This window comes from Sanguibacter massiliensis (assembly GCF_900240335.1).
GTDB classification, from domain to species: Bacteria; Actinomycetota; Actinomycetes; order Actinomycetales; family Cellulomonadaceae; genus Flavimobilis; species Flavimobilis massiliensis.
This window is the reverse complement of the sequence record NZ_LT964979.1, coordinates 1,721,971-1,748,105: the sequence shown is the minus strand read 5'-3', so window position 1 is coordinate 1,748,105 and position 26,135 is coordinate 1,721,971. Positions and strand designations below refer to the sequence as shown.

Here is a 26,135-nt window from a genome sequence, read left to right as displayed (position 1 = left end):
CGTGCATCGACGAGAAGGCACAGCACGACGACGACGAGAAAGATCGCCGGGCGGCCGTGCCCGCGAGGGGCAGACGGTGTGCCGCAGCTGGGCGGCCAGGCAGGCGTTCGCGTCGCGCGACCGCACGAGCGAGTACTACCAGTACACGGACAAGCCGGGCGGCACGTACTGGTGCTCGACGCAGACGGGCACCGCCGAGAACGGCGAGTTCTCCATCTCGGTCGGTGTGCCGTTCGCGGACGTCCGGTGGTTCCGCGGACGCGAGACGGACCGGCGCAGGACGTCGACGTGCCCCGACGCCGCGTGCTGCCAGCGGCCCGCGTCCGCGCTCGAGGACCGGTGGGCTGACGCCGCATGGCCGAGCGCGAAGATGCACCAGCACGTCCTCGCAGCGCTGCCGACGGGCCGGTTCCCGGGCGTCGACGACGCCGAGGTCTACCGCTTCCTCGAGAGCCACGCGCCGTCCGACCCGACCCCCGCGGGCTAGGCGGTCGCCTCGCGGGCCGGGCGGTCGCCCGGGGGGTCTAGGTCGTACGGACCGGGTGGGCCGTGGGAGGTGCAAGCGTCGGCCGGTGGCCGACACAGACCGGGTGATGAGGAGGCGACGGTCGCGTCCGGGACGGGGCTGGCACCATGACGACGATCGCTGAGGTCCCCGGGTACGTGCTGCCGCTCCCGCCCGAGGGCGAGGCGTGGCTGCGCATCGCTGACTTCCTCGCCGCGTCGTGGCTCGTGCTCGTTCCCCTCGCGCTTCTCGCGGCCGCGCTGTGTGTCCGCCGGCGCGGGGACCGGATCGCTCGCGCAAGCGTCTGGGTGGGGTCTCTCGTCGTCGTCGCGCTGCTCGTCACCGTCACTCTGCGAGCCTGGCTCGTGCCGACGCTGTGGCCGGCGTCCTACGCCAACGACGTCGGTGGCCCGGGGCAGCCGCTGACGTTCCGCCCGACGCTCGGCTCGGCGTTCGGCGAGGTGGGTGTGCCGCTCGCGGCGGCGGTGCTCGCCGTCGTCGTCGGTGTCGTGACCGAGAGGTGGGCGCGCCACCGCTCTGCCCGGGTGCGCGGCGCCGATGCGCGCGCCGCCGCCTGAGCGGCGACGTACCTGGGGCTGGTGCGATACCGGGGTCTACTTCCTGACCTTCTTGAACCCCCGGAGGGGACAACCCGTGTACCGCCTTACCGCCAGGTCGACCAGCCCTGTGACTCTAGCGCTCCACCCCTGACCGCGAGATAGCGCCTCAGCGACGAGATAGCGTGCAACGCGCGCTATCTCGTCGCTAGAGCGCTATCTCGCGGGAAGGGTTAGAGGCCCTCGTCGAGGAGGGCCAGGAGGTGGGTGAGGGTGCCGCCGACGCGGAGGCCGTCGTGCTCGTGCTCGTTCGTGATCCAGGTGCGGACGTTCCCGACGGTCCCCGCCGTCGCGAGCGACAGGTCCGCCGGGACGAACATGTCGTCGTGGTAGACCGCCGCGACGACCGGCACCTCGTTCGACGCGAGCCGCTCGACGTCGTAGAGCTCAGGCCACTCCGTGCGCGCGTGCAACGCCTCCGTCGCGGCCCGGAACGGCCGCAGCTCGGCCATCTCCTCGAACATCCACGGCAGAATCATCTCGCCCGTGAACTGCAGGGGCCGCGCGTCCGGCGCGAAGTCGTCGGGCATCGTCGCGTGCGCCGCCCAGGGCCGCACGTCGTCGCCGCTCGCGTAGATCGACTCGTGGAGCACCGCGTACATGGGGTTGCTGCGGAAGCCCGTCGCCGCCTCGAGCCCCGCGAGGAACGCGTCCGAGAGCCGCTCGTCCGAGTCCGGTGAGCCGTCGGGCAGGAACGCGTCGTCGAGCAGCCAGTGGATGCGGTCCGCGCCCTGCTTCATCCCGAGATCCATGCCGAGCGACTGCAGGCGACGCGTCGAGACGACGTCGCCGTTCGGGAGCGTCGTCGTGCCAGCGTCGAGCACGTCGGCGACGCGCGCGAGCAGCGCGACGTCCTCGGGGTGCCGGGCCCGGAAGCCCGCGTTCTTGCCGCGCGTGCGCGCCCACGTGTTCGTGTAGAGCGCCGCCGCGTCCGGACGCAGGCTCGCGAGGCCGCCCGTGACAAGGCACGCGTCGAGCGCCTCCGGGTGTCGCGACAGGTACGCGAGCGTGAGGAACCCGCCGTACGACTGGCCGAGCGTCGACCACGTGCGGCCCCCGAACACCTGCGCGCGCACAGCCTCCGCGTCCGCGACGATCGCGTCCGCCCGGAAGTGCGCGAGGTACTCGGCCTGGGCGGCCGTCGCCTCCGCGGGCGCGCGGTCGGCGGCGAGCGCCGCCATCGTCGCGGCCGTCACCGGCGTGGACCGGCCTGTGCCGCGCTGGTCGAGCAGTACGACGCGATACCGCTCGAGCGCCGTCCCAACCCAGCCTTCGGCGCCGAGCGGACGTGGCGAACGACCGCCCGGACCGCCCTGGAGGAACAGGAGCAGCGGCAAGACGTCGCCCGCACGCGTCGCGGTGACGACCTCGCGCGCGAGGACCTGGATCGTGCGAGGGTCCGCGGGATCGCCGTGGACGAGGGGGACCGTGACGACGTGGTCGGTCACGCGGACGCCGGGAAGTCGGTGGAGGGTGCTCACCCCCTCATGGTCCCACCCGTGCGCTTCCCCGCACCAAGACTCCGCGCGTATGGCTACCGGGAGCAGCCAGATGCGCGGACTCTCGGACCGGCTCTGGGCGCGGGGTGAGAGGCTCGGCCGTCACAGGCGCGGCGTGCACCGTCCTGCACCGAGTGCCGCGAGGCCTTCGACCTCGCCGGGCCCCCACGTCGAGACGTTGTTCGCGCCCCCGTACATGAGGGCGGCTGGCTCGTCGACGTGCCCGAGTCCGAGCAGGTGCCCGACCTCGTGCCGCAGCACCCCGACGTACGCGGGCTCGCCGCGCTGGCGCGGGGCGCGCAGGAGCTCGACGTCGAGCGCGACGCCTCCTGTGACGTAGCCGGTCTGGTTCCCGCGCGTGAGCTGCTGCGCACCGCCGAGGCCTGCGACGTTCCCGACGAGCTCGGGGATCTCCGCGTCGCTCGCCCACCCGATGATCGCGGGCGCCCAGCGCTCCCCGTAGCGGCTCGGCTGGTAGGGCTCGCGGTCGAAGCTCACGCGCTCGTCGGTCGTCCCCTCGAGGACGATCGACAGGCCCGAGAGCCGCGACGCCTCCGCGAGGACGTGACCAACCCACTCCTCGAACCCGGCCGGCGCGTGCGTCGGGTCGATGACGACGCGGATAGTCCGGCACGGCGACCAGGTCGCGCCCTCGGACAATGTTGCGTACGGCCCGGACTGGGGCGTCGTCACGGCTGGCAAGATCCGCTCGCGCTGCTCACCCTCGCCCGGACGCGGTGCGTCGCCGCCCACGGCGCGCGGGTCGCCGAGCCACTGCGCGCGCGGCACGTCGAGCGTCGGCGAGAGGCGTTCGGTGCCCAGGCCGCGGTCGAGGACGACGACGGTGAGGACGACGACGAGCACGAGGACGAGCCACCCGCCGCGGCGCCGAGGTTTTGCGGGAGGTGCTGACCAGCCGCGCGGGTCACCGTACGGGGACGCCGGCGGTCCGACGACGCGCAGGTGATCGCGCGCCGACGGCGCCCAGCCCGCCGCCGCCCGCTCGATCTCGGCGAACGCCCGCTCGTAGGCCTCGTCCGACAGCTGCGGTGCCCCTTGGTGCTCCTGGGGCGTCCACGACGCAGGCCCAGCGGCGCCCGACGGCGGGGTCTCAGGCGGGTCGTAGGGCGACCGCGCCGGCCCCTGGGGTGGCCCGGACGGCAACGGCCGCGACGGATCCGCCGCGTGGCGCCCGCGGCGCCACGCATCGTCGGGAGGGCCGTCGGACGTCGTCACGCGACCCATGCTGCCGCACGCCACCGACATTCGGCTCAGAGTCCAGCCGCCGGCCACGGCCCAGTTGCCGCGAACGTCCTGCTCGCCGTCCCAGAACCCGACGGTGTCCGCAGCGCCGAGCGCGGTCGTCTCGGCGACCTTGGGCCGGACGACCTCGATGGTCGCGGCGGCGCGCGGGACGTGTTCAGGAGGCCGAGGTCTCCGTCGCGGTCGGCGAGGGGCGCGGGTTCGGATCCGTCGTCTCCTCGTCGTCAGGTGGGGTGGAAGGCGGGGAGATGACGAGGTACCGGCCGTCCGCACGCTCGACCGTGAAGTGCACCGCCTCGGTCGAGCCGACCGTGAGGACGTCGACCAGGTGGAGCGTGCCGACCTGAGCGTCCGGGACGTCGACGACGGTGACCTTGTCGCGTCCTCCGACGGACTCGACGTGGGCGTTGACCTCAGCGAGGTTGGCGCGGAGGTCGTCGTCGCTGATCTTGACGGTGACCTTGCACGCCGCAGCGATGTCGCCCGTGGTCGCGGCATCGAGAAGCATGCTCACGGCAGCGGTCGGTGAGGGTGCCCCGGTTTGACAGGCGGTTCCCTGCTCGGAGGCGCTGGTGCACCCGACCAGAGCGGGGCTGCCGGCGACGACGAGGGCGAGCAGCCCGGTTCGGAGCCTCATGCCTGTCGGGACGCGGTAGGTGAGGACTCCTCGAGCTGCTGCTCGTGGTCATGAACCACGACGTTGGTGACGTCGGCGCGTGTCTCGTCGGTCGACACGTCGAACGTCGCGTCTGATGCGTCTGCGGCGATCCTGCTGGCGGCGGCACACGTCGCGGCGAGGGATGTGGCTCTCATGATGCCTCTCGTTCGTGGGGAAGGCACGCGCGATCGCGAGTGTGCCCGATATGGCGATCTTCCGCAAGACCTGTGACCTTTGCCCGGGGTGCGTAACCGGGGTCGGCAGTGATGAGGGCGCCCCGGCGCGACGAAGGCCCCCGCCCGTCGCACGCGGCGACGGACGGGAGCCTCCTCCCCAGGAACGCGTGGTGTCAGAGCACGTCGTCGTCGACCCAGTCGAGGGTCTTCGTCACGGCCTTCTTCCACAGGCGGTACTGGCGGTCACGTTCGTCGGCCTCCATGGTCGGCGTCCAGCGGCCGCCCTCGGCCCAGTTGTCGCGGACATCCTGCTCGCCGTTCCAGAAGCCGACGGCGATGCCGGCGGCGTACGCGGCGCCGAGCGCCGTCGTCTCGGCGACCTTGGGCCGGACGACCTCGACGTCGAGGATGTCGGCCTGGAACTGCATGAGCAGCTCGTTGGCGACCATGCCGCCGTCGACCTTGAGCTCCTTGAGGGGCACGCCCGAGTCGGCATTCATGGCGTCGAGCACCTCGCGCGTCTGGAAGGCCGTCGCCTCAAGAGCGGCGCGCGCGATGTGGTTCTTGTTGACGAACCGGGTGAGCCCGACGAGCGCGCCGCGCGCGTCGGCCCGCCAGTGCGGCGCGAAGAGGCCGGAGAACGCGGGCACGAAGTACGCGCCGCCCGAGTCCTTGACCTTGCGGGCGTAGTGCTCGATGTCGGCGGCGTCCTCGAAGAACCCGAGGTTGTCCCGCAGCCACTGGACGAGCGAGCCGGTGACAGCGATCGACCCCTCGAGCGCGTACACGGTCGGCTGGTCGCCGATCTTGTAGCAGACGGTCGTGAGCAGGCCGTTCTCGGAGCGGACCGGCTCGGTTCCGGTGTTGAGGAGCATGAAGTTGCCCGTGCCGTACGTGTTCTTCGCGGTGCCGGGCTCGAAGCATGCCTGGCCGAACGTCGCGGCCTGCTGGTCGCCGAGGATGCCAGCGATCGGCACGCCGGGCACCATGCCGCGTGCGCGGCCATGCCCGTACACCTCGGACGACGAGCGGATCTCGGGGAGCATCGACAGGGGGATGCCCATGTCCTTCGCGATGTCCTCGTTCCACGTGAGCGAGTCGATGTTCATGAGCATGGTGCGCGACGCGTTGGTGACGTCGGTGACGTGCACGCCGCCCTCGACGCCCCCGGTCATGTTCCACAGCACCCAGGTGTCGGTGTTGCCGAACATGAGGTCGCCGCGCTCGGCGGCCTCGCGGGCACCCTCGACGTTGTCGAGGATCCACTTGACCTTGGGACCGGAGAAGTACGTCGCGAGGGGCAGGCCGACGATGTCCTTGTACTTGTCCGCGCCCTCGTCGCCGCCGAGCTCCTCGACGATCTTCTGGGTGCGCGTGTCCTGCCAGACGATCGCGTTGTAGACGGGCTTGCCGGTCGTGCGGTCCCAGACGACGGCGGTCTCGCGCTGGTTGGTGATGCCGACTGCCGCGATGTCGTCGTGCGACGCGTTGCCGCGGGTGAGGGCGATGCCGACGGCCTCGCGGACGTTGTTCCAGATCTGCTCGGGGTTGTGTTCGACCCAGCCGGCCTGCGGGAAGATCTGGTCGTGCTCGAGCTGGCCGACCGAGTGGATCATGCCGTCGTGCGTGAAGAGGATCGCGCGCGAGCTGGTCGTGCCCTGGTCGATCGCCAGGACGTACTTCTTCTCCATGGTGGGTTTCCTTCACGTCGTCGTGGTCGGACGGGGTGCGGGGGTGCGGGGGTGCGCCTGCGGGGCGCGGTGGGTGCGGGCGGCGCGCTCGCGCGCCGCCCGCGTCAGGTCACATGTAGGCAGCGCCGACGAGTCCGCCGATGACGCCACCGATGAGCGGGCCGACGATCGGCACCCACGCGTAGCCCCAGTCGCTGCTGCCCTTGCCCTTGATGGGCAGGAGCGCGTGGGCGATGCGGGGGCCGAGGTCACGGGCGGGGTTGATCGCGTAGCCGGTCGGGCCACCGAGGGAGGCGCCGATGCCGACGACGATGAGGGCGACAGCGAGCGGGCCGATCTGCGTCGGGGTCTTGCTCTGGATGACGACCCAGAACACGAGGACGAACGTTGCGATGACCTCGGTGACGATGTTCCAGCCGTACGAGCGGATGCCGGGGCCGGTCGAGAAGACGGCGAGCTTGGCGGCCGGGTCGGCGTCCTCGTCGAAGTGCTTCTTGAACGCGAGGAACATGAGGACGGCGCCGAGGAACGCGCCGAGGAGCTCCGCGGCGAAGTAGACGAGCATGTTGCCGATCGTCGGGTCGATCGGACCGCCTGGACCGTTGTAGAAAGGCTCGCCCGCGGCGAAGAGGCCGATCGTCACGGCAGGGTTGAGATGGGCCCCGGACTTGAAGGCGATGTACACACCGGCGAAGACCGCGAGGCCCCAGCCGAAGTTGATGAGGAGCCAGCCCCCGTCGAAGCCCTTGGACTTCGGCAGGAGGACGGTGGCGACGACACCGCCACCGAGGAGCAGGAGGATCGCGGTGCCGAGAACCTCGGACCAGAAGGCATCCATCAGCATGAGGGTGCTCACTTTCAGGGGTGGACTTCGTTGTCACGTCCCGGACGCGTCGGTGCGTCCGGGTGGGCGCCGCCCGTGCGGGCGGGGCAGGTGGGTTGGGGCCGTGCCGGGGAGGGCCGTGCCGTGGGCGGGCGTGCGAGCCGTCGGTGGGGTGGGGCGGCGGGCCGCCCCACCCTGCTCAGCGTCCGAGCGGCTTGAGGGGTGCGACGTCGGTGGCAGTGAGGCGGGTGCGCTCGGCCGACGCGGCGTCGGGCTGGTGCTCGGCGGCGGCCTCGGCCTCCGCGCGGGCGGTGTAAGAGGCGACCTCGTCGATGCGGCGGGACTCGTCCCAGCCGAGGCGGTCCGCGGCGATGCGGGAGATCTCCTCGAGGGCAGCGAGGCCGCGGTCGCGGACCTCGTAGTTGAGGCGGGTGCGGTGGAGCAGGAGGTCCTCGAGGTGGAGGACGCCCTCGGCGTCGACCGCGTAGGCGATCTCGGCGCGGAGGTAGGCGGGTGCGTGCTCGAGGGGCTTGGCGAGGTCGGGCTCGGCCTCGCACAGGGCGACGAGGTCGCCGACGAGCGAGCCGTAGCGGTGGAAGAGATGGTCGAGCATCGCGCGGTCCCACCCGTAGGTGCGGGCGTGGCGACGGGCCCAGTTGCGTTGCGCGTCGAGCCCGACGGCGCCGAGCAGCGGCGTCTGCGCGGTGACGGACGGCCGGGTGCGGGCCTCGGCGCCGAGCGCGAAGTCGACGGCGTCCTCGGCCATGACCCGGTAGGTCGTGAGCTTGCCGCCGGCGATGACGGTGAGGCCGGGGGTGGGGGAGGCGACGGTGTGCTCGCGCGAGATCTTCGCGGAGCTCGTGCCTTCCTTGGTGCCGGGCTGGAGGAGGGGTCGGAGGCCGGCCCACGTGCCGATGATGTCGTCGCGCGTCAGCGGGTCGGCGAGGACGGCGTTGGCGTGGTCGAGGACGTAGTCGATGTCGGCGGCCGTCGCGACGGGGTGGGTGAGCTCCTGCTCCCAGGGGGTGTCGGTCGTGCCGATGACCCAGTAGCGGGACCACGGGATGACGAAGAGCACGGACTTCTCGGTCTGGAGGATCAGGCCGACGGACCCGCGGATGCGCTCGCGGGGCACGACGATGTGGATGCCCTTGGACGCGAGGACGCGCAGGCCGCCGTCGGAGCCGGCGAGGGACTCGGTCTCCTCGGTCCACACGCCCGTGGCGTTGATGACGTGGCGTGCCTTGACGGGGAAGCGTTCGCCGGTCTCGAGGTCCTCGAGGACGGCGCCGTCGACGCGTCCGGAGGGGCTGCTCGTGAGCTCGACGACCTGGGTGCGGGTCGCGGCGTGCGCGCCATACTCGGCGGCGGTGCGGACGAGGGTGAGGACGAGGCGCGCGTCGTCGACGGACGCGTCCCAGTAGCGGAGGGCGCCGACCGCGGCGTCGTGGCGGAGGTCGGGGAAGAGCTTCTCCATGCCGGTGCGCGTGAGGTGGCGGTGCCACGGCATCGCGCGCTTGCCGGGGGCGAGGGTTGCGAGCCCGTCGTAGAGCGCGACGCCTGCGCCGACGTAAGCACGTTCCCAGACCTTGTGCTCGAGCGGGTAGAGGAAGGACACGGGCTTGACGAGGTGGGGCGCGAGCTTGTTGATGAGGAGGTCGCGCTCGGTGAGTGCTTCCTTGACGAGGTGGAAGTCGAGCATCTGGAGGTAGCGCAGGCCGCCGTGGACGAGCTTGGAGGATCGGGAGGAGGTGCCTGACGCCCAGTCCTGGCCCTCGACGACCGCGGTCGTGAGGCCGCGGCTGACGGCGTCGAGCGCGATGCCGGCGCCGGTGACGCCGCCGCCGACGACGAGGACGTCGAGCGGCTCGGTGACCGACGCGCGGAGGGCGTCGAGGGACGCGCGGCGTGTCGCCGGGGTGAGGCGGGATGCTGCTCCGGAGACAGACATGTGGTGCACCTTTCGACGTCGTCGGCTTGGTGAGGTCCACGCAACCAGTGCGAGCACGGACGCGCAACCGGACTGCACAGATGTGCAAGGCTAGGACCTAGATCCCCGGGAAAAACCCCCGGGAGCCGGGCAAGAAAGGTCAAGGGGTGGCCATGCGTGCACGTGGGAGGGACGTCCTCGCTGCAGCGTCGATGTACTACCTGCAGGACATGACGATGGAGACGATCGCGCGCCAGCTCGGCACGTCACGCTCGACCGTCTCCCGGCTCATCAAGGAGGCACGGGAGACCGGCGTCGTCGAGATCACCCTGCGCCCTACACAATCCCGCGCCCCCGGACTCACGCAACGCATCCGTGACCGCTACGGCATCGACGCGTACGTCGCGCCCGTCCCCGACTCCGCGACGCAGGCCGACCGCCTCGACCACGTCGCCCGCTCCGCCGCGCGGCTCGTCGGCTCGTGGTTCGACTCCGAGATGGTCCTCGCGATCGCCTGGGGCACGACGATCCACGCGATCGCCGAGCACCTCCAGAAGAAGCCGACGCGCGGCTCCGCCGTCGTCCAGCTCAACGGCGCCGCGAACACGCGCTCGAGCGGCGTCGACTACGCGGGCGACCTCATCTCTGGATACGGGCGCGCGTTCGGCGCGCACGTCCACCACTTCCCGGTGCCCGCGTTCTTCGACTACGCCGAGACGCGTGATGCCATGTGGCGCGAACGCTCCGTGCGCCGCGTGCTCGACGTCCAGCGGCGCGCGGACATCGCACTGTTCTCCGTCGGCGCGCTCGAGGGGGAGCTGCCGAGCCATGTCTACTCGGCGGGCTACCTCGAGCCGTCGGACGTCGAGATGCTCGGGCTCGAGGGCGTCGTCGGGGACGTGTGCACCGTGTTCCTCCGGGCCGACGGCTCGTACGCCGACGTGGCGATCAACGCGCGCGCGACGGGCCCGACGCCTGCGCAGCTACGGCTCATCCCGCGCCGCGTGTGCGCGGTTGCAGGCGACAACAAGGCGGTGCCTCTGCGCGCCGCGCTCCTCGCGGGGGTCCCGACGCACCTCATCACGGACGAGCTCACCGCCCAGCGTCTTCTCGAGCTCGACGACGACGTCGACGACGACCCGACGTGGACCCCCGTCGGCGACCCGCGCCCCCGAACCGACCCGTCGGGTCTGAGCGCGCTGTGATGGCGCTCAGACCCGACGGGTCGAGCGGTGACGGTCACGAGCGATGCTCCGAGTCGCGCGGGTCAGACCGTCGCGGACTCCTCAGAGTCGAACATGAGCCAGTCGGGCCAGAGTCCCGAGCTCGCGAAGAGAGCTAGTCCCCATCCCAGCACGGTGACTGCGAGAGCGACGATCCACAGGAGTCGCATCTGTCGAGGTGCCCTGCGCAGGGGCGTGGCGAGTGCCACGAGCGGTCCGACGAGCGCGAAAGGTGACAAGAGGAGAGTGAGGATGAGCATCCCCACGAACAGGCGCGAACGCCGGTGTGTGTCGCGGGGTGCTGGAGTCGATGGCTCGATGGTCATGGTGCTCCGTTCAGTAGCGGTCAGGGCTGGACCAGTTGCAGTGGTGCTTCGCGACGCCGTAGCTCCAGTGAGTCGTCCGGGCAGGTCTGTTCCCCTCAAGATTCCAGTCCCCCGCGATCCAGAGGTACCCGCCCGCGACATGACACTCGTACTGCTGACGGAAAGTGATTGGCTTGACCGTGTGCGGGTACTTCGCCTTGATCTCATCCCAGCCCGCGGTCAGCATGATCGCCCAGCTGGGGGCGCTAGGGGTGTGGATGTTGTGTCCCCAGAGCGACTTGTTTGCACTGACCTTCCACCATGACCCCATCGAAGTTCGGGTGATGGAGCTGAAGATCTTCAGACCCATCCATGGATCAGCGACGACGGGGAACACCGTCTCGTCCGTGAAGTCGACCTCCTGCACGAGCGACGAACCGTCGACGCGGTACCGCGTGGGAATGTCGACGCCGTTCGCGTCCTTCGCCCACGGCGCGGCGACCCCGCCGAGGAAGTCGCCGTCGGGGGTGGTGAAGAGCATCGATCCGTCGTCCCCTTCGGTGACGACGGCGTCGGCGGGCAGTCCGAGGTCATAGGTGTACTCGCGCGGCGCGTTCGCATCGGGGATGACCGTCATCACGCGGACAGAGGAGTCTTCCATCACCTGAACCGCTACGTCGACGCCACCGTCGACGGACTCGTAGACCACCGTTCCGTCGTCGGACACGACGCCACTCTCGACCTCGACCTCTGCCGGCAGTGCGATCGACAGGGCTGGAACGTCGGTCGCGTCGCCGCCGCTCAGCACGATGGAATCGCCAGGGTCGGCCGGGACGACGACCTCGCCGGCTGGGTCGCTCGGCTGTACCGTGCCGTCGACGATCGCGACGTCGCGGGTGACGAGGTCCTGAGCAGGTGCGACTGCTGCGATGGCGTCGGTGACCTCACTCACAGCGGTAGCGGGCGCGGGTGCTGCGGCTGCGCCGACAGTTGTCGCGATGAGTGCCGCACTCGCGGCGCAGGCGAGCAATGAACGTGAGATGGGCCTCAAGGCTCTCTCTCTCTCTCGATCTTCGGCATAGTTGCCGTGCACATCCTGACGTGCGCTGAGGAGATGATCGCGGACCGCGCGACGGATCGGCGTATTGTCCGCAACGCAAGATCATCGCAGTTTCAACCACATCGGTATCTGATCGACGTCAGGCGCGATCACCGGGGAGTAGCGTTCTCGCGTGAGCTCCGCACCTCCCGCCTTCACCGTCCGCCCCGCCTTGCCCGCCGACGTCCACGCGATCTGCGAGCTCGTCGAGCCGTACGCTCACCGACGCATCCTCATCGCGAAGGAACAGGTCACCTACTACGAGGCCGTGCAGGAGTTCGTCGTCGCCGTCGACAGCGCGGACACCGTCATCGGCTGCGGAGCGCTCCACGTCATGTGGTGGGACCTCGCGGAGATCCGCACTCTCGCCGTCGCACCGGGCTGGGTGGGCGCGGGCGTCGGGCACGCGATCCTCGACACGCTCGTCGACCGCGCCCGAGCGCTCGGGCTCGAGCGCGTGTTCTGCCTGACGTTCGAGGTCGACTTCTTCTCGCGCCACGGCTTCGAGGAGATCGACGGCACGGTCGTCACGCCCGAGGTCTACGCGGAGCTGCTGCGCTCGCACGACGACGGCGTCGCGGAGTTCCTCGACCTCGCGCGGGTCAAGCCGAACACCCTCGGCAACACCCGCATGCTCCTCCACCTCTGACACCTGCCCGTCTCGCGAGATAGCGCTCCTCGGACGAAATAGCGCGTCTCTCGCGCTATCTCGTCCGGTGGCCGCTATCTCGCGAACCGGTGGGGGTTAGGTGGGGAGGTGGAGGCCGTCCGACGACTCCTCCGCGAGGTGGTCCTCGAGCAGACTCGCGATGCAGCGGTCGAGCTGGGCGGCGTCCGGCCAGAGAGGCGCCAGGTCAGGGCGGGGGACCGGGGACGACGCCTCCCGCAGCACGGCCATGACACGGCCGCGGCACTGCCGGTCCGTGCCGTGCCACGCCTGCGTCCGGCGCCGTCCCGCGTGCTCGTCGGGCGGCGACCCGGCGAGCCGCCACGTGCACAGGTCCGCGACCGGGCACTCGCTGCAGCGCGGCGCGCGTGCTGTGCAGACGAGCGCCCCGAGTTCCATCGACGCTGCAGACCACGCGGCTGCCGACGCGTCGTCGTCGGGCAGGACCGACTCCGCGAGCCGCACCTCCCCGGCCGTCTGGTGCGGGTGCGGCAGCGCCGTGCCCGCGACGGCGCGTGCGAGCACACGCCGGACGTTCGTGTCGAGGACGACGGCCCGACGCCCGAACGCGAACGCCAGCACCGCGCCCGCGGTGTAGGGGCCGATGCCGGGCAGCGCGAGCAGGTCCTCGTACGACGACGGCACCGTGCCGCCATGCCGTTCGACGATCGCCCGCGCGCAGTCCTGCAGGCGTAGCGCCCGCCGCGGGTAGCCGAGCGTGCCCCACATCCGCAGGACCTCGGCGGCCTCGGCCGTCGCGAGCTCGGCCGGGCCAGGCCACCGCTCGAGCCATGCGTGCCACGACGGCTCGACACGCGCGACGGGCGTCTGCTGAGACATCACCTCGGAGACGAGCACGCCCCACGGTGTCGTGCCGGGCGCGCGCCACGGCAGCGGACGGGCCGCGTGGGCGAACCACTCGACGACGCGGGCGCGCAGGAGGGCAGGGGAAGCGGTGGGCACGGAGCCATGGTCGCACCCGCGGGCCCCGGCGTGCCGGGCCCGCGCGTGTCGGTGGCCCGCACTAGCGTGTCTCTCAGGACCGAGCGAGGAGGACCGGTGAGCACGCTCCTGAGGCCCACAGGGTCGTTGCCGTCACGTGTGTACTGGCGGCGGCGGATCGTCGTGCTCGCTGTGCTCGTGATCGTCGTTGTCCTTGGCGTGGTGCTCGTCCAGAAGGTCGGCGGGTCGGGCGACGCGAAGGCCCCGGCACCGGCCGCGTCGGGCGGCGCGTCGTCGGCTCCGACACCGACTCCGACGGGAACAGCCGGCGTCCCCATCTGCACGAAGGACATGCTCGCGACGACGCTCGAGGCGAACGGCACCGAGTTCGCGGCGGGCTCCGAGCCTGCGTTCACGGTGACGATGACGAACTCGTCGGAGATTCCGTGCCTCGTCGACGTCTCCGCGGAGACGCGCGTCGTCACGGTGACGTCCGGGCCGGCCCGCGTGTGGGGCAGCAGCGACTGCGCGGCCAAGGCGAAGCCGAAGACGCTGCTCGTCGGCGCGGGCAAGTCGGAGGCGTCGACGCTCACGTGGGACCGCACGCGCTCCGAGGAAGGCTGCCCGCGCAAGGGTGTTGAGGCGAAGGCCGGCACCTACCGCGCGTCGGCGACCGTCCTCGGCGTCGCGTCGAAGGAGATCGTCTTCCGCCTCAAGTGAGGCGCGGCCTCGCGGCCGATGTCAGACGTACCGCTCGAGGATGCTCGACTCCGCGAGGCGCGAGAGGCCCTCACGGACGGCGCGCGCCCGCTGCTCGCCGACGCCGTCGACGCCCATGAGCTCCTCGATCGTGGCGGCGAGGAGCCGCTGCAGGCCACCGAAGTGCGTGACGAGGCGCTCGACGATCGTCGCGGGCAGGCGCGGAACCTTCGAGAGCAGGCGGTAGCCGTGCGGGGCGACGGCCGCGTCGAGGGCGTCGCCGCCCCCGGGCAGGCCGAGGACCCGACCGATCTGGGAGAGGTCGAGGAGCTGCGTCGAGTCGAGCAAGGACAGGGCCTGGAGGACGTCGACGATCGAGCGGTCCTTGGCGCGCAGCTCGACGTAGTCACGGATGACGGCGTCGCGGTCGGAGCCGAGACCGCCGACGAGCTCGTCGAGCTGGAGCGCGAGGAGCCGACCGTCGGTCCCGAGCTCGATGACGTACCCGGCGATCTCCTCGTGGATGCGAGAGACCATCTCGAGCCGCTGGACGACCGCGCACACGTCGCGGACGGTGACGAGGTCCTCGATCTCGAGCGCGGAGAGCGTTCCGGACACCTCGTCGAGGCGGGCGCGGTAGCGCTCGAGCGTCGAGAGGGCCTGGTTGGCGCGGGACTGGATGACCTCGGTGTCCTCGAGGACGTGGCGGCCGCCGCCGGTGTAGACGGCGACGATCCGCATGGACTGCGAGACGGAGATCACGGGGAAGCCGGTCTGCTTGGCGACGCGCTCGGCCGTGCGGTGACGTGTGCCGGACTCGGACGTCGGGATCGTGGCGTCGGGGAGAAGCTGGACGGCGGCGCGGACGATGCGTGAGTTCCGCGGGTCGAGGACGATCGCGCCGTCCATCTTCGCGAGCTCGCGCAGACGGGTCGCGGAGAAGTCGACCTCGAGCTCGAAGCCGCCCGAGCAGAGGGACTCGACGACGGGGTCCATGCCCATGACGATGAGCGCGCCGGTGCGCCCACGGAGGATGCGTTCGAGCCCGTCGCGCAGCTCGGTGCCGGGCGCGACGGCCATGAGGGTGTCGCGCAACTGGGCGTCCATGTGGGCGGAGATCTGGGGCACGTCGTGATCCTATCCGTCTGACCCGCAGAGCTCAGCGGGTGGCGCGCTCGTCGGCGTCGGCGAAGAAGAGCTCGGCGACCTCGGCGACGTGGTGGACGGGCCGCAGGGTGAGTCCGGCGGGCAGCCGGGCGGGGTCGAGCTGGGCGGCGGAGGTTGCGGGGACGACGGCGGTGCGGAGCCCGAGCCGTGCAGCCTCGCCGAGGCGGCGGGCGAGCGCGGCCACGGGCCGGAGTTCGCCCGAGAGCCCGACCTCGCCGATCGCGAACGTGCCGCGTGGCAGGGCACGGTGGCGGGCTGCGCTCATGACGGCGAGCGTCACGGCGAGATCGGCGGCGGGCTCGGAGACGCGCAGGCCGCCGACGGTCGACGCGTAGACGTCCTGCTGGTCGAGCCGCAGGCCGGCGAAGCGGTGCATGACGGCGAGGAGCATCGCGAGGCGGGAGGAGTCGAGCCCGTTGGTGGTGCGCCGGGGATTGGGGACGGTCGAGGGGACGGCGAGTGCCTGGACCTCGAGCGGCAGCGGCCGTCGTCCCTCGAGGGTGACGGTGACGCACGTGCCGGGGACGTCCTGGACGGCTGCGGAGACGAAGAGCCCCGACGGGTCGGCGAGCCCGACGATGCCGCCCTCGGCGAGCTCGAAGCACCCGACCTCGTCGGTGGGCCCGTAGCGGTTCTTCACAGCGCGCACGAGCCGGAGGCTCGAGTGCCGGTCGCCCTCGAACGTGCAGACGACGTCGACGAGGTGCTCGAGGGTGCGGGGGCCCGCGACGGAGCCGTCCTTCGTGACATGGCCGACGAGCAGGACGGGCATGTTGCGGGACTTAGCGGCCTGGATGATCGCCGACGCGACCTCGCGGACCTGCGCGACGCCGCCCGGTCCGCCCTCGACGGCGGTCGAGGCGATCGTCTGGACGGAGTCGAGGACGAGCAGGTCGGGCACGTTCGACTCGACGTGGCCGAGGACGGTGCCGAGGTCTGTCTCCGAGGCGAGGAGGAGCGACGGTGCGAGCGCCCCGATGCGCTCGGCGCGCAGCCGCACCTGCCCCGCGGATTCCTCGCCGGAGACGTAGAGGACGGTGCGGCCGCCCATCGCGGCGATCGCGGCGACGTCGAGGAGGAGGGTCGACTTGCCGACGCCGGGCTCGCCGGCGAGGAGGACGACGGCGCCGGGGACGAGGCCGCCGCCGAGGACGCGGTCGAGCTCGTCGACGCCTGTCGGGACGGCGCGCGCGGCGTCGACGGGGACGTCGGCGATGGGGATGGCGGGCGTGCGCGCGGGCGAGGTCGCGGCGGTGCGCGGCCCCGCAGGGGCCTCGGCCTCCGAGACGGTGCCCCACTCCTGGCACTCGCCGCAGCGGCCGACCCACTTCGCGGTGGTCCAGCCGCATTCGGTGCAGCGGAACGCGGGGCGGGGGCGGGGGGAGGGGGGGCGGGGGGGGGGAGGAGGGGGGGGGGGGCGCGGGGCAGGGAGGGGCGGTGGGGGGGCGGCGCGGGGAGGGCCGGCAGGGGGGGGGGGGGGACCGGCGGGAGGAGGGGGGGGGGGGGGGGGGAGGCCGCGGCGGTCCCAAGGCCGCGGGGGGGCCGCCGCAGCACGAGGTCGCGCCCNGGGGCGGGGGGTGCGTGCGGCCATGCCGACACGCTAGCGGGGGCCACCGACATCGGGGCGCGAGGCCGGGGACCTGCGAGAGTGGACCTGGTCCGGGCCGTGCGGACAGGACGAGGGGCTCCATGCCCGCAGGCGTTCCGACGTCGGGCCGTGCGCCGTCGATGGCTGATGTCGCGTAGGTCGCCGGCGTCTCGCACCAGACGGTGTCGCGTGTGCTCAACGACCATCCGAACGTGCGGCCGCAGACGCGGGCTGCGGTGCGCGGCCGTCCACGCAGGCGCCCGTCGCCGTCCGGGGCGGGCGCCTGCGTGCGTCGCGACGTACGCTTCCGGGAGCACCTCCAGGAAGGACGCACGATGAGCACGCACGACGACGAGCACGCGCGCACGCCCGAGGATCCGACGCCGGACGCGGCGGCCGCCGCAGCGTCCGACGAAGTGCCGGGCACTGCCGACGGGGTGCCTGCGGCCGACGACCCTGCGACCGCTGCCGCTGTGGCCGCGCCCCGCGACGGGGCTGCCCACGCGCAGCCGCGCCGGCGCGCCCGTGGCTTGTGGATCGCCGGTGGCGCTGCGGTCCTGGCCGTCGTGGCCGTCGTCGTCGCGATCGTCGTCACCCAGCGTGACGAGCCGGTCGCCGCCCCGACGACGCCGCCCGCCGTGACGATCACTAACCCGCTCCCGACGCCTGTCGGCACGCCCGCCGAGCGCGAGACGAAGACCCCGCTCCAGAAGGCGCTGCCGGACTCGGTCCTCCAGTGGACCGTCGTCACGCAGGAGCGCACCAAGGTCGCGAAGAAGCCGCTCGAGTCCTACCGGCTCACGTACACGGACGGCGCGGGCGGCACCGTCGTCGTCGACGTCGTCCAGGCGCGCACGGTCGAGGCCGCGGCCGAGGCCGCGCAGAAGTCCGCGGACGGCGACACCGCACCGAGCGAAGGCTCGACCGTCACCGAGCTGCCCGTGCGCGTCGGGGACAACGAGGTCGGGACGGCGTCGGTCGCGACGGGCGGCGAGGTCGGACTCGCCACGTGGACCAACGGCACGACCGCGTTCCGCGCGACGGGCCCCGGCGCGGCGATCGAGAACTTCTTCCTCGCGTTCCCGCTGTAGAGCCAGCCGCGCTGTGACGTCGTGGGGGTCCTCGCCCGCCCCGTCGCGTGAGCTGCGCCCCGCGACGACACGGGCCCCGTCGCGGTGCAGGCCAGCTGTTCGGGTGTTGGATGGACCGTATGACCGGTGATCCTGCCGTCGACGTCCGGGGGCTGCGCGTCGTGCGCGGCCGCACGACCGTGCTCGACGGGCTCTCGCTCTCCGTCCCCGCCGGGCAGGTCGTGGGCCTGCTCGGCCCGTCAGGCTCGGGCAAGACGACGCTCATGCGCGCGATCGTCGGTGTTCAGGTCGTCGCCGGCGGCTCGGTGAGCGTGCTCGGGCGTCCGGCCGGCGAGCGGGCGCTGCGCGGCCGCGTCGGCTACGTGTCGCAGCAGCCGTCGGTGTACGTGGACCTCACGGTCGGCGAGAACCTCCGGCACGGTGCGGGACTCCTCGGCGCGGGTCGCGACGAGGTCGAGCGGGTGCTCGCTGACGTCGACCTCGTGCGGCACCGCGACACGCTCGTCGCCGAGCTCTCGGGCGGCGAGGCAGCACGTGTGTCGCTCGGCGTCGGGCTGCTCGGGTCGCCGCCGCTGCTCGTCCTCGACGAGCCGACCGTCGGCCTCGACCCTGTCCTGCGCCGCGACCTGTGGGCCCTGTTCCGGACGCTGCGCGACCGCGGGACGACGCTCCTCGTGTCGAGCCACGTCATGGACGAGGCCGAGCGCTGCGACCGCGTCCTCCTCCTGCGAGACGGCGAGCTCCTCGCGGACGACACGGTGCCGGGCCTGCTCGCCGTGACAGGCGCGGACGACGTCGAGGGCGCGTTCCTCACCCTCGTCGATGGCGCCGCGCCGACCGACGGGAGCGACCGATGAGCCTCCACCGCACCCTCGTGACGACCGCGCGGGTCCTGCGCCAGCTGCGTCACGACCGCCGCACGATCGCGCTCGTCATCGTCCTGCCGTGCCTCCTGCTGAGCATCGTCGCGTGGATGTTCTCGGGCACACCGACGCTCGACCACTGGGGGCCGATGCTCGTCGGCATGTTCCCCATGCTCGTGATGTTCCTCGTGACGAGCGTCGCGATGCTGCGCGAGCGACAGTCGGGGACGCTCGAACGGCTCATGACGCTGCCCGTCGGGCGGGCGGACGTCGTCGTCGGGTACGCGCTCGCGTTCGCGCTGCTCGCGACGGTGCAGGGGCTCGTGCTCGTGGGGTTCACGACGTGGGTGCTCGGCATGGACGTCGCGGGGTCGCTCGGGCTCGTGGTGCTCGTGGCGGTGCTCGATGCGGTGCTCGGCTCGGCGTTGGGTCTCGGGGCGTCGGCGCTCGCGCGCACGGAGTTTCAGGCGGTGCAGCTCATGCCGGCGGTGATCTTCCCGCAACTGCTCGTGTGCGGGATCCTCATGCCGCGCGCGGACATGCCGCAGGCTCTCGAGTGGTTCTCGCGGGCGATGCCGCTCACGTACGGCATCGAGTCGATGCAGCAGCTTGCGCTCGGTGCTGCGTGGGCCGACGTGCGGGGGGCGATCGGGGCGATCGCCCTGTTCGTCGTCGGGGCGATCGTCCTCGGCGTCGTGACGCTGCGGCGCCGGACGCGGTAGGGGACGGCTTGCGCGGCAGCACCCCTGCGGGGTGTCTGAGCGCAAGGTTCCGGCCGGGGCGCGGGCTAGGTGTGGGGTGCTTGCGCGGCAGCACCCCTGCGGGGTGCCTGGGCGCAGGAAGACGCCGACGGGTCGCTCAGGCCGGGATGACGACCGTGAGCGCGGTGAGGAGCACGAGCGCCGCGACGGTCGCGACGACGGGCGTCGTCGAGCGTCGACGACCCGCGAGGTAGAGCGCGCACAGCCCGCCGAGGACGGGCACGAGCACACCCATGACGAGCGCCCCGACGAACAGTCGCAGCGGCAGGTGCCCGACGACGGCGCCGACGGCGAAGCCGACGAGCCCGGCGCTCACGACGTACGTGGCGGTCGGCCACGTGATGCCCTGCTCGGCAGGCGGTCGGTCCTCGTCGGGGCGCTGGGGCTGCAGGAGCGGTTCGAGCTTGCGCGAGCGGGGTCGCTTGCGTCGTCCGTCGGAGAACCAGGTCGCGGCGACCGCGATCATGAGGACGGACGAAGCCAGAAGGGCGATCGTCGTGACGATCTCGGCGGCGGAGCTCACCCCACCATCATCCCCGACCTCGCGGCGCCCTCCCGCAGCCCGACGCCCCGACGCCCGACGCCCCTACGGCCTGGCCGCGAAGCGTTCGAGGAGCTCCGAGTGGCCCGAGACGACGAGCAGGTCGTTCGCGGAGATGCGCGTCTGGGGCGTCGCGTAGATGAACTCCTGCCCCGGGGGCTTCACGCCGATGACGGTGACGCCGTAACGGGTGCGGACCTTCGACTGCTCGACGGTGAAGCCCTGCATCTCCTTGGGCGGGCGCATCTTGACGATCGTGAAGCCGTCCTCGACCTCGATGTAGTCCATGAGCTTGCCGGAGACGAGGTGCGCGACGCGGTTGCCCGCGTCGGCCTCGGGGAAGACGACGTGGTGCGCGCCGATGCGCTGGAGGATGCGCCCGTGCTCGGCCGAGACGGCCTTCGCCCAGATCTGGGGCGTGCCCATGTCGACGAGGTTGCCTGTGATGAGGACGGAGGCCTCGAGCGAGGAGCCCACGCCGACGACGGCGACGGGGAAGTCGCGCGCGCCGAGCTGCTCGAGGGCCTCGGGGTTCGTGGCGTCGGCCTCGACAAGCGGGATGCGCCCGGCCCACTGCTGGGCGAGCGTCGCGTTGCGCTCGACGGCGAGGACGTCCTGGCCGAGCCGGTCGAGGGTTGCGGCGAGGGCCGAGCCGAAGCGTCCGAGGCCGATGACGAGCACGCCGTCGCCCGCCCCTGAGCGCTTGGGCGTCGTCGCGGAGCGGCTCGCGTGCGTCTGCGTGTACCTGTCAGCCAATGATCGGCCTTTCCTCGGGGAGCCGGATGACGCGGCTCCGGTCGCGCAGCGCGAGGGCTGCGGCGAGTGTCATCGTGCCGGTGCGCCCGACGAACATCAAGACGACGAGGACGAGTTTGCCTGCGTCGGGCAGGAGGTGGGTGACGCCGGTCGAGAGGCCGACGGTCGCGAACGCGGAGATCACTTCGAAGAGCACAACGTCGAGGGTCCAGCCGGTGATCTCGAGGAGGGCGAGGCACGCGGCGAGGATCGTCGTGGCGCCGACGAAGACGACGGCGACGGACAGGCGGAGCGTGTCGCGCGGGATGCGTCGGCCGAAGGCCTCGACGTCGCGGTCGCCGCGTGCCTCGGAGATGATCGCGAGGAGCATGACGGCGAGCGTCGTCACCTTGATGCCGCCCGCGGTCGATGCGGAGCCGCCGCCGACGAACATGAGGGCGTCGGTGACGAGCCAGCTCGACTCGTGCATCGCGCCGACGTCGACGGTCGAGAACCCGCCGGAGCGGGGCATGACGCCGGCGAAGAGCGCGCCGAGGAGCTTCTCCGACCAGCCGAGCGACCCGAACGTGTCCTTGTTGCGCCACTCGAGGGCCGCGAACGCGAAGGTGCCGAGGACGACGAGCGTCACGGACATCGTCACGGTGAGCTTGGCGTGGAGGTTCCAGCGGCTGAAGCGGCGGCCCTGGCGGGCGACGTTGAGGATGACGGGGAAGCCGAGCGAGCCGATGAAGACGCCGAGGATGATCGGCAGGAGGAGCGCCCAGTCGCCGACGTGCGGCGCGAGGCCCTCGGCGGTCGGGATGAAGCCCGCGTTGTTGAAGGCGGAGACGGCGTAGAACACGGAGTGCCAGAGCGCCTCGCCGAAGGACTCGCGGAGCATGAGGAAGCGCGGCAGGAGGAGCGCGGCGATCGCGGCCTCGAGCGTGAGGGACGTGATGACGACGACCTGGATGAGCGAGCCGACCTCGCCGAGCCGGGTCGTCTTCGTCTCGGATGCGGTGAGGAGCTTCTGGGTGAGGCCGATGCGGCGGGAGACGGCGGCGCCGAGGATCGATGCGAGGGTCATGACGCCGAGTCCGCCGACCTGCATGCCGAGGAGGATGACGGCCTGGCCGAACCCGGACCAGTAGGTGCCCGTGGGGACGGTGACGAGGCCGGTGACGCACACGGAGGACGTCGCGGTGAAGAGGGCGTCGAAGAACGGGGCTCGGGTTCCCGTCGACGTCGCGGCGGGCAGGCTCAGGAGGCCGGTGAAGACGAGGATGACCCCGCCGAACGTGATGATCGCGAGGCGCGCGGGGGACTGGCGTGCGAGCCTGTCGACGAGCTCGCGGCCCGCCCAGGCTGTCGCCTTGAGCTTCTGCCCGATGTCCACGCGTTCTCCGTCCCTGCTGCGTGCTGCGACCGGAGGGCCGCACTGGTCAACGATGCCACCTGTGGGCGTCCGGTGCCGACAGTGCGGGGGTGTCACGCCGTGCGGGATGTCGGCGACGGGGGCGTCGGGTGCCGGGGCGCGCGTCGCGGGGCGCCCGTGGATAGCCGCGACGCGCGAGTGTGACGCACGTTACGGTGGCGACATGTCCGCAGCCGTCCATGTGACCTGGTCGCCGCAGCTCCTCGGGTACGACTTCGGGCCCGGGCACCCCATGTCGCCCGTGCGGCTGCGTCTCACGGTCGAGCTCGCGCGCGAGCTCGGTGTGCTCGAGGGCGCTGAGGCGCTCGTCGTCGAGCCGGACCCTGCCGACGACGCGCTGCTCGCGCTCGTCCACGAGCGCGCGTACCTCGACGCTGTGCGGGCCGCGGCCGAGCACGGGGTCACGGACCCGGTGCGCGGTCTCGGTACCGAGGACGATCCGATCTTCCCGCGGATGTATGACGCGGCCGCGCGGATTGTCGGCGGCACGGTCGACGCGGTGCGCGCGGTCGTGAGCGGTCGCGCGGCGCACGGCATCAACGTGGCGGGCGGCATGCACCATGCGATGCCGGGCGGCGCGTCGGGCTTCTGCGTGTTCAACGACGCGGCGGTTGCGATCCAGGACGCGCTCGACGCGGGCGTCGAGCGCGTCGCGTACGTCGACCTCGACGCGCACCACGGCGACGGTGTCGAGAAGGTGTTCTGGGACGACCCGCGTGTCCTCACGGTGTCGGTGCACCAGTCGCCTGCGACGTTGTTCCCGGGCACGGGCTATCCGACGGAGATCGGTGGGCCGTCGGCCGAGGGGACGGCGGTCAACGTGGCGCTCCCGCCCCGGACGGAGGGCGCGGGCTGGTTGCGGGCGGTCGAGGCGACGGTCCTGCCGGCCGTGCGTGCGTTCGCGCCGGAGCTCCTCGTCACGCAGCACGGCTGCGACGCGCACGGGCGTGACCCGCTGTCGGAGCTGCGCGTGGGGATCCGGGCGCAACGGCACGCGGCGGAGTGGATGCACGAGCTCGCGCACGAGGTGTGCGACGGCCGATGGGTCGCGCTCGGCGGCGGGGGGTACGCGATCGTCGGCGTCGTGCCGGTCGCGTGGACGAACCTGCTCGGGGTGGTCTCGCACCGTCCGGTGGCGCCGGAGACGCCGGTGCCGGCGTCGTGGCGGGCACGGATCCTCGAGGAGTTTCTCGTCGAGGCGCCCTCGCGCATGGGTGGGGACGACGTCGCCGACCTCGCGAGCGGCCCCGACCACCGTCCGTGGGGTGCGGGCTACGACCCTGCGGATCCGGTCGACCGTGCGGTGCGGGCGACGCGTGCGGCGGTGTTCCCGCATCTGGGTCTCCTGCCCGACGACCTCTGAGCGTCGCGTGGGGAACGTGGGGCACGTGAGGGTGACGGTGCAGGTGAGACGGGCTACCGCCCCGCTGCGCAAGGCCCTAGAGTGAGTCGCTGAACGGCTGCTGGGTGCGGCCGACGACCGTCTCAGGAGGGGCCCGATGTCCGACGCCGCCGCGCGTCCCGCATTCCTCACCGTCGGCGAGGTCGCCGACGCGATGCGGGTCTCCCGCATGACCGTCTATCGCCTTGTCCACGCGGGTGAGATGCCGGCGATCCGTGTCGGGAAGTCCTTCCGGGTGCCGGCGTCTGCGCTCGAGCAGTACCTCGCCGAGGCGACGATCGACCAGGACCGCCTCACCTCCTGACCGTCGTCCGGACGCTGGCCCGGCACACCTTCGCAGGGCGTGTCGCGGGCATCCCCGTGCGCGAGGTAAGATCGGTGAGGACTTTTTCCAGCGTGGTGGCCGTAGGGTGTGCCGCGCGTGCACATCCGACGAGACACTGCGAGGCACCCATGGGCTCCGTGATCAAGAAGCGCCGCAAGCGTATGGCGAAGAAGAAGCACCGCAAGCTGCTTCGTAAGACGCGCCACCAGCGTCGCAACAAGAAGTGACCTCACACCACCAGGTGTGAACGAAGGCCTCCGCCCCGACAGGGACGGAGGCCTTCGTCGTCGTGACGGGCGTCGGCGCGTCAGCGCCCGCGGATCGTGCGGGTGAGGGACCGCGCGACAAGCCCCAGCACCCAGGCGGCACCGGCCCACGACGCCGTCTTGAGCGATCGCTTCGCGATCCGTCGCTTGCCGCGGAACTCGCGCATGGGCCATCCGTGCTCGCTCGCGTGGCGTCGCAGGCGCGGCTCGGGGTTGATCGCGCACGGGAATCCGACGCTCGAGAGCAGCGGAATGTCGTTCGCGGAGTCGCCGTATGCGTACGACGCGGCGAGGTCGATGCCGCGCCGCTCGGCGAGCTCGCGCGCACCGTCGACCTTTGACTCGCGGTGCATGAGCTCGCCGACGAGCCGGCCCGTGTAGATGCCGTCGACGTGCTCGGCGACGGAGCCTAGCGCACCGGTCGCGCCGAGCCGTCGCGCGATGAGCGCGCCGATCTCGACGGGGGCGGCTGTGATGAGCCAGACCTCGTGGCCGGCGGCGAGGTGGGCGTCGAGGATCTTGCGGGTGCCGGGGAAGATCCGTGAGACGAGCGCCTGCTCGTAGACCTCCTCGCCGATCGCAGTGACCTCGGCGACGGAGTGGCCCTTGATGATGAGGAGCGCGCGGTCGCGCACGGAGCCGATCTGGTCGTTGTCCTCGCCGACGAGGACATACCGCAGCTGCTGGAAGGATGCGAAGAGAAGGTCGCGCACGCGGAAGAACTCGCGCTTGTAGAGGCCGATCGCGAGGTGGAAGGAGGACGCCCCGCGGATGATCGTGTTGTCGACGTCGAAGAACGCGGCGACGACGCTCCCGGGTGCGGGTTCCTCGGGGACGACGCCCCGCGGTTCCCCGTCGGGGACCGAGGGCACGTGGTCCGAGCTCGTGGGTTCGGTGCGTGCCATGTCGACCACTCTAGTGACCGGTCCGTAGGGTTGGCTCATGCAGACCGAGGTCAGGGTTCGTCTCATCACTCGTTCGACGTGCTCGTTGTGCGACACGGCGCGCGAGACGGTCGCGGCGGTGTGCGCCGACGAGGGGGTCGCGTGGGAGGAACTCGACGTCGACGAGGATCCTGCGCTGCTCGCGGAGCACGGCGAGCACGTGCCCGTCGTGCTCGTCGATGGCCACCAGGTGGGGGTCTGGCGCATCCCGGAGAAGCGGCTGCGGCTGTTCGTCCAGGGTTTGCGGTGAGCGAACGCTCGCTGCCGCCGCCGACGCTCGAGCGCCTGCCCGTCTACGTGCGGGTGCTCGACGACCTGGCACGGCACGGGGAGTCGACGGCGTCGTCGTCGCGTGTCGCGGAGCTTGCGGGTGTCGCGCCCGCGCAGGTCCGCAAGGACTTGTCGCGGCTCGGGACGTACGGCACGCGGGGCGTCGGGTACGACGTCGCGGACCTGGCGGCGCACGTGCGGCGCGCGTTGCACCTGTCTGACGCGCACCGGGTCATCGTCGTCGGTGCCGGTCATCTCGGGCAGGCTGTCGCGCGGTACGGCGGGCTGCGGGCGCGGGGCTTCGAGGTCGTGGCGCCCACGGACGTCGACCCGGCGGTCGTCGGGCGGAGCGTCGACGGCGTGCTCGTGCGGCACGAGGACGATCTTGCGGAGGTCGTCGCGTCGACGGGCGCGACGATCGCGGTGCTCGCGGTGCCGCCGGTGGCGGCGCAGGGGACGCTCGATGCGCTCGCGGCGGCGGGCGTCGTCTCGGTGCTGAGCTTCGTGCCAGGCCGGTTGAACGTGCCGGACGGGATGGCGGTGCGGGTCGTCGATGTCGCGGCAGAGCTGCAGATCCTCTCGTTCTACGCGTCGAGTCCCTGAGACGCTACGTCCCAGGGGGTGGTCGTGGAGGTGCGGAGGCGGTAGTG

Annotated in this window: 26 protein-coding genes and 3 pseudogenes; 14 read left to right on the top strand and 15 right to left on the bottom strand. The window is 71.9% G+C overall.

The window, feature by feature from the left end; genetic code table 11:
- Nucleotides 1-64: 64 nt before the first annotated feature.
- Nucleotides 65-487: pseudogene (locus C1729_RS08155) on the top strand (XRE family transcriptional regulator); the annotation flags it as partial.
- Between the two features lie 146 nt (nt 488-633).
- A complete protein-coding gene (locus tag C1729_RS08150) occupies nt 634-1,083 on the top strand; it encodes a hypothetical protein (protein WP_102509502.1) in 450 nt (149 codons plus the stop codon).
- Nucleotides 1,084-1,295: 212 nt separating this feature from the next.
- On the opposite strand, the gene C1729_RS08145 is transcribed toward C1729_RS08150, so the two are convergent.
- From C1729_RS08145 to C1729_RS08115, 7 genes are all read right to left on the bottom strand, one after another.
- Nucleotides 1,296-2,603: an alpha/beta fold hydrolase gene (locus tag C1729_RS08145; protein ID WP_102509501.1), complete on the bottom strand. Its 1,308-nt coding sequence runs from the start codon at nt 2,601-2,603 to the stop codon at nt 1,296-1,298.
- 120 nt (nt 2,604-2,723) lie between these two features.
- Nucleotides 2,724-3,857 (bottom strand): matrixin family metalloprotease, encoded by a 1,134-nt coding sequence (locus C1729_RS14600; RefSeq protein WP_165375454.1) that lies wholly within the window; start codon nt 3,855-3,857, stop codon nt 2,724-2,726.
- A 184-nt stretch (nt 3,858-4,041) separates the two neighbouring features.
- Nucleotides 4,042-4,398, bottom strand: coding sequence for a hypothetical protein (locus tag C1729_RS08135; RefSeq protein WP_102509500.1), 357 nt, complete (start codon nt 4,396-4,398; stop codon nt 4,042-4,044).
- Nucleotides 4,399-4,517: 119 nt separating this feature from the next.
- Entirely contained in the window at nt 4,518-4,697 is a 180-nt protein-coding gene (locus C1729_RS08130) for a hypothetical protein (RefSeq protein WP_102509499.1), read from the bottom strand.
- A 194-nt stretch (nt 4,698-4,891) separates the two neighbouring features.
- Nucleotides 4,892-6,409 carry a glycerol kinase GlpK gene (gene glpK / locus C1729_RS08125; protein WP_102509498.1) on the bottom strand — a complete coding sequence of 506 codons (1,518 nt, stop codon included), beginning with the start codon at nt 6,407-6,409 and terminating at the stop codon, nt 4,892-4,894.
- 109 nt (nt 6,410-6,518) lie between these two features.
- Nucleotides 6,519-7,253: an MIP/aquaporin family protein gene (locus C1729_RS08120; RefSeq protein ID WP_102510593.1), complete on the bottom strand. Its 735-nt coding sequence runs from the start codon at nt 7,251-7,253 to the stop codon at nt 6,519-6,521.
- A 178-nt stretch (nt 7,254-7,431) separates the two neighbouring features.
- Nucleotides 7,432-9,183, bottom strand: coding sequence for a glycerol-3-phosphate dehydrogenase/oxidase (locus C1729_RS08115; RefSeq protein WP_102509497.1), 1,752 nt, complete (start codon nt 9,181-9,183; stop codon nt 7,432-7,434).
- Nucleotides 9,184-9,335: 152 nt separating this feature from the next.
- On the opposite strand from C1729_RS08115, the gene C1729_RS08110 reads away from it, so the two are divergent.
- A complete protein-coding gene (locus C1729_RS08110) occupies nt 9,336-10,367 on the top strand; it encodes a sugar-binding transcriptional regulator (RefSeq protein WP_102510592.1) in 1,032 nt (343 codons plus the stop codon).
- Nucleotides 10,368-10,721: 354 nt separating this feature from the next.
- Here C1729_RS08110 and C1729_RS08100 read toward each other — a convergent pair whose 3' ends face one another.
- Nucleotides 10,722-11,642, bottom strand: a complete 921-nt coding sequence (locus tag C1729_RS08100) for a hypothetical protein (RefSeq protein WP_102509495.1) — start codon at nt 11,640-11,642, stop codon at nt 10,722-10,724.
- Between the two features lie 280 nt (nt 11,643-11,922).
- On the opposite strand from C1729_RS08100, the gene C1729_RS08095 reads away from it, so the two are divergent.
- Nucleotides 11,923-12,438 carry an amino-acid N-acetyltransferase gene (locus C1729_RS08095; protein ID WP_102509494.1) on the top strand — a complete coding sequence of 172 codons (516 nt, stop codon included), beginning with the start codon at nt 11,923-11,925 and terminating at the stop codon, nt 12,436-12,438.
- Nucleotides 12,439-12,534: 96 nt separating this feature from the next.
- On the opposite strand, the gene C1729_RS08090 is transcribed toward C1729_RS08095, so the two are convergent.
- Nucleotides 12,535-13,419 carry an HhH-GPD family protein gene (locus tag C1729_RS08090; protein ID WP_242493759.1) on the bottom strand — a complete coding sequence of 295 codons (885 nt, stop codon included), beginning with the start codon at nt 13,417-13,419 and terminating at the stop codon, nt 12,535-12,537.
- Nucleotides 13,420-13,515: 96 nt separating this feature from the next.
- Between C1729_RS08090 and C1729_RS08085 the strand changes: the two genes are divergently transcribed.
- Complete coding sequence (locus tag C1729_RS08085; protein ID WP_129590698.1) at nt 13,516-14,118, top strand: hypothetical protein; 603 nt, start codon at nt 13,516-13,518, stop codon at nt 14,116-14,118.
- A gap of 21 nt (nt 14,119-14,139) precedes the next feature.
- Here C1729_RS08085 and disA read toward each other — a convergent pair whose 3' ends face one another.
- Both disA and radA read right to left on the bottom strand, forming a co-directional pair.
- Nucleotides 14,140-15,204 carry a DNA integrity scanning diadenylate cyclase DisA gene (gene disA, locus C1729_RS08080; RefSeq protein WP_102509492.1) on the bottom strand — a complete coding sequence of 355 codons (1,065 nt, stop codon included), beginning with the start codon at nt 15,202-15,204 and terminating at the stop codon, nt 14,140-14,142.
- Between the two features lie 52 nt (nt 15,205-15,256).
- Nucleotides 15,257-16,642, bottom strand: a pseudogene (radA, locus tag C1729_RS08075) (DNA repair protein RadA); the annotation flags it as partial.
- Nucleotides 16,643-17,034: 392 nt separating this feature from the next.
- Between radA and C1729_RS15350 the strand changes: the two are divergent.
- The 4 genes and pseudogenes from C1729_RS15350 to C1729_RS08060 form a co-directional block, all read left to right on the top strand.
- Nucleotides 17,035-17,091 (top strand): annotated as a pseudogene (locus C1729_RS15350) (hypothetical protein); the annotation flags it as partial.
- 96 nt (nt 17,092-17,187) lie between these two features.
- Nucleotides 17,188-17,943 (top strand): hypothetical protein, encoded by a 756-nt coding sequence (locus C1729_RS14595; protein ID WP_165375371.1) that lies wholly within the window; start codon nt 17,188-17,190, stop codon nt 17,941-17,943.
- Between the two features lie 110 nt (nt 17,944-18,053).
- Nucleotides 18,054-18,800, top strand: a complete 747-nt coding sequence (locus C1729_RS08065) for an ABC transporter ATP-binding protein (protein WP_102509490.1) — start codon at nt 18,054-18,056, stop codon at nt 18,798-18,800.
- Nucleotides 18,797-19,528 (top strand): ABC transporter permease, encoded by a 732-nt coding sequence (locus C1729_RS08060; protein ID WP_102509489.1) that lies wholly within the window; start codon nt 18,797-18,799, stop codon nt 19,526-19,528. Before C1729_RS08065 ends, C1729_RS08060 begins: the two co-directional genes overlap by 4 nt.
- 136 nt (nt 19,529-19,664) lie before the next feature.
- On the opposite strand, the gene C1729_RS08055 is transcribed toward C1729_RS08060, so the two are convergent.
- From C1729_RS08055 to C1729_RS08045, 3 genes are all read right to left on the bottom strand, one after another.
- A complete protein-coding gene (locus tag C1729_RS08055) occupies nt 19,665-20,090 on the bottom strand; it encodes a hypothetical protein (protein ID WP_102509488.1) in 426 nt (141 codons plus the stop codon).
- Between the two features lie 63 nt (nt 20,091-20,153).
- Nucleotides 20,154-20,789, bottom strand: a complete 636-nt coding sequence (locus C1729_RS08050) for a potassium channel family protein (protein WP_102510590.1) — start codon at nt 20,787-20,789, stop codon at nt 20,154-20,156.
- Between the two features lie 67 nt (nt 20,790-20,856).
- On the bottom strand, nt 20,857-22,233 hold the full coding sequence (locus C1729_RS08045; RefSeq protein WP_102510589.1) for a TrkH family potassium uptake protein: 1,377 nt from the start codon (nt 22,231-22,233) through the stop codon (nt 20,857-20,859).
- 208 nt (nt 22,234-22,441) lie between these two features.
- On the opposite strand from C1729_RS08045, the gene C1729_RS08040 reads away from it, so the two are divergent.
- From C1729_RS08040 to C1729_RS08030, 3 genes are all read left to right on the top strand, one after another.
- The gene (locus C1729_RS08040; RefSeq protein WP_102510588.1) at nt 22,442-23,641 is read left to right on the top strand and encodes an acetoin utilization protein AcuC; all 1,200 of its coding nucleotides are present in this window, start codon (nt 22,442-22,444) and stop codon (nt 23,639-23,641) included.
- 136 nt (nt 23,642-23,777) lie between these two features.
- Nucleotides 23,778-23,984, top strand: a complete 207-nt coding sequence (locus C1729_RS08035) for a helix-turn-helix domain-containing protein (RefSeq protein ID WP_102509487.1) — start codon at nt 23,778-23,780, stop codon at nt 23,982-23,984.
- A gap of 149 nt (nt 23,985-24,133) precedes the next feature.
- Complete coding sequence (locus C1729_RS08030) at nt 24,134-24,232, top strand: 30S ribosomal protein bS22 (RefSeq protein ID WP_003792170.1); 99 nt, start codon at nt 24,134-24,136, stop codon at nt 24,230-24,232.
- 80 nt (nt 24,233-24,312) lie between these two features.
- On the opposite strand, the gene C1729_RS08025 is transcribed toward C1729_RS08030, so the two are convergent.
- Complete coding sequence (locus tag C1729_RS08025; protein ID WP_102509486.1) at nt 24,313-25,176, bottom strand: HAD family hydrolase; 864 nt, start codon at nt 25,174-25,176, stop codon at nt 24,313-24,315.
- 37 nt (nt 25,177-25,213) lie between these two features.
- Here C1729_RS08025 and C1729_RS08020 point away from each other — a divergent pair, with 37 nt between their 5' ends.
- Both C1729_RS08020 and C1729_RS08015 read left to right on the top strand, forming a co-directional pair.
- Entirely contained in the window at nt 25,214-25,465 is a 252-nt protein-coding gene (locus tag C1729_RS08020; protein ID WP_102509485.1) for a glutaredoxin family protein, read from the top strand.
- Complete coding sequence (locus C1729_RS08015; RefSeq protein ID WP_102509484.1) at nt 25,462-26,088, top strand: redox-sensing transcriptional repressor Rex; 627 nt, start codon at nt 25,462-25,464, stop codon at nt 26,086-26,088. Before C1729_RS08020 ends, C1729_RS08015 begins: the two co-directional genes overlap by 4 nt.
- The last annotated feature ends 47 nt before the right edge of the window (nt 26,089-26,135 follow it).

Bases quoted from the DNA above. Each gene is read 5' to 3' on its own strand.
- C1729_RS08040 (WP_102510588.1), top strand. From the start codon at position 22,442: ATGTCCGCAGCCGTCCATGTGACCTGGTCGCCGCAGCTCCTCGGGTAC.
- C1729_RS08150 (WP_102509502.1), top strand. From the start codon at position 634: ATGACGACGATCGCTGAGGTCCCCGGGTACGTGCTGCCGCTCCCGCCC.
- C1729_RS08065 (WP_102509490.1), top strand. From the start codon at position 18,054: ATGGACCGTATGACCGGTGATCCTGCCGTCGACGTCCGGGGGCTGCGC.
- glpK (WP_102509498.1), bottom strand. From the start codon at position 6,409: ATGGAGAAGAAGTACGTCCTGGCGATCGACCAGGGCACGACCAGCTCG.
- C1729_RS08020 (WP_102509485.1), top strand. From the start codon at position 25,214: ATGCAGACCGAGGTCAGGGTTCGTCTCATCACTCGTTCGACGTGCTCG.
- C1729_RS08060 (WP_102509489.1), top strand. From the start codon at position 18,797: ATGAGCCTCCACCGCACCCTCGTGACGACCGCGCGGGTCCTGCGCCAG.
- disA (WP_102509492.1), bottom strand. From the start codon at position 15,204: ATGGACGCCCAGTTGCGCGACACCCTCATGGCCGTCGCGCCCGGCACC.
- C1729_RS08030 (WP_003792170.1), top strand. From the start codon at position 24,134: ATGGGCTCCGTGATCAAGAAGCGCCGCAAGCGTATGGCGAAGAAGAAG.
- C1729_RS08110 (WP_102510592.1), top strand. From the start codon at position 9,336: ATGCGTGCACGTGGGAGGGACGTCCTCGCTGCAGCGTCGATGTACTAC.
- C1729_RS08025 (WP_102509486.1), bottom strand. From the start codon at position 25,176: ATGGCACGCACCGAACCCACGAGCTCGGACCACGTGCCCTCGGTCCCC.
- C1729_RS08115 (WP_102509497.1), bottom strand. From the start codon at position 9,183: ATGTCTGTCTCCGGAGCAGCATCCCGCCTCACCCCGGCGACACGCCGC.
- C1729_RS08130 (WP_102509499.1), bottom strand. From the start codon at position 4,697: ATGAGAGCCACATCCCTCGCCGCGACGTGTGCCGCCGCCAGCAGGATC.
- C1729_RS08120 (WP_102510593.1), bottom strand. From the start codon at position 7,253: ATGCTGATGGATGCCTTCTGGTCCGAGGTTCTCGGCACCGCGATCCTC.
- C1729_RS08035 (WP_102509487.1), top strand. From the start codon at position 23,778: ATGTCCGACGCCGCCGCGCGTCCCGCATTCCTCACCGTCGGCGAGGTC.
- C1729_RS14595 (WP_165375371.1), top strand. From the start codon at position 17,188: ATGAGCACGCACGACGACGAGCACGCGCGCACGCCCGAGGATCCGACG.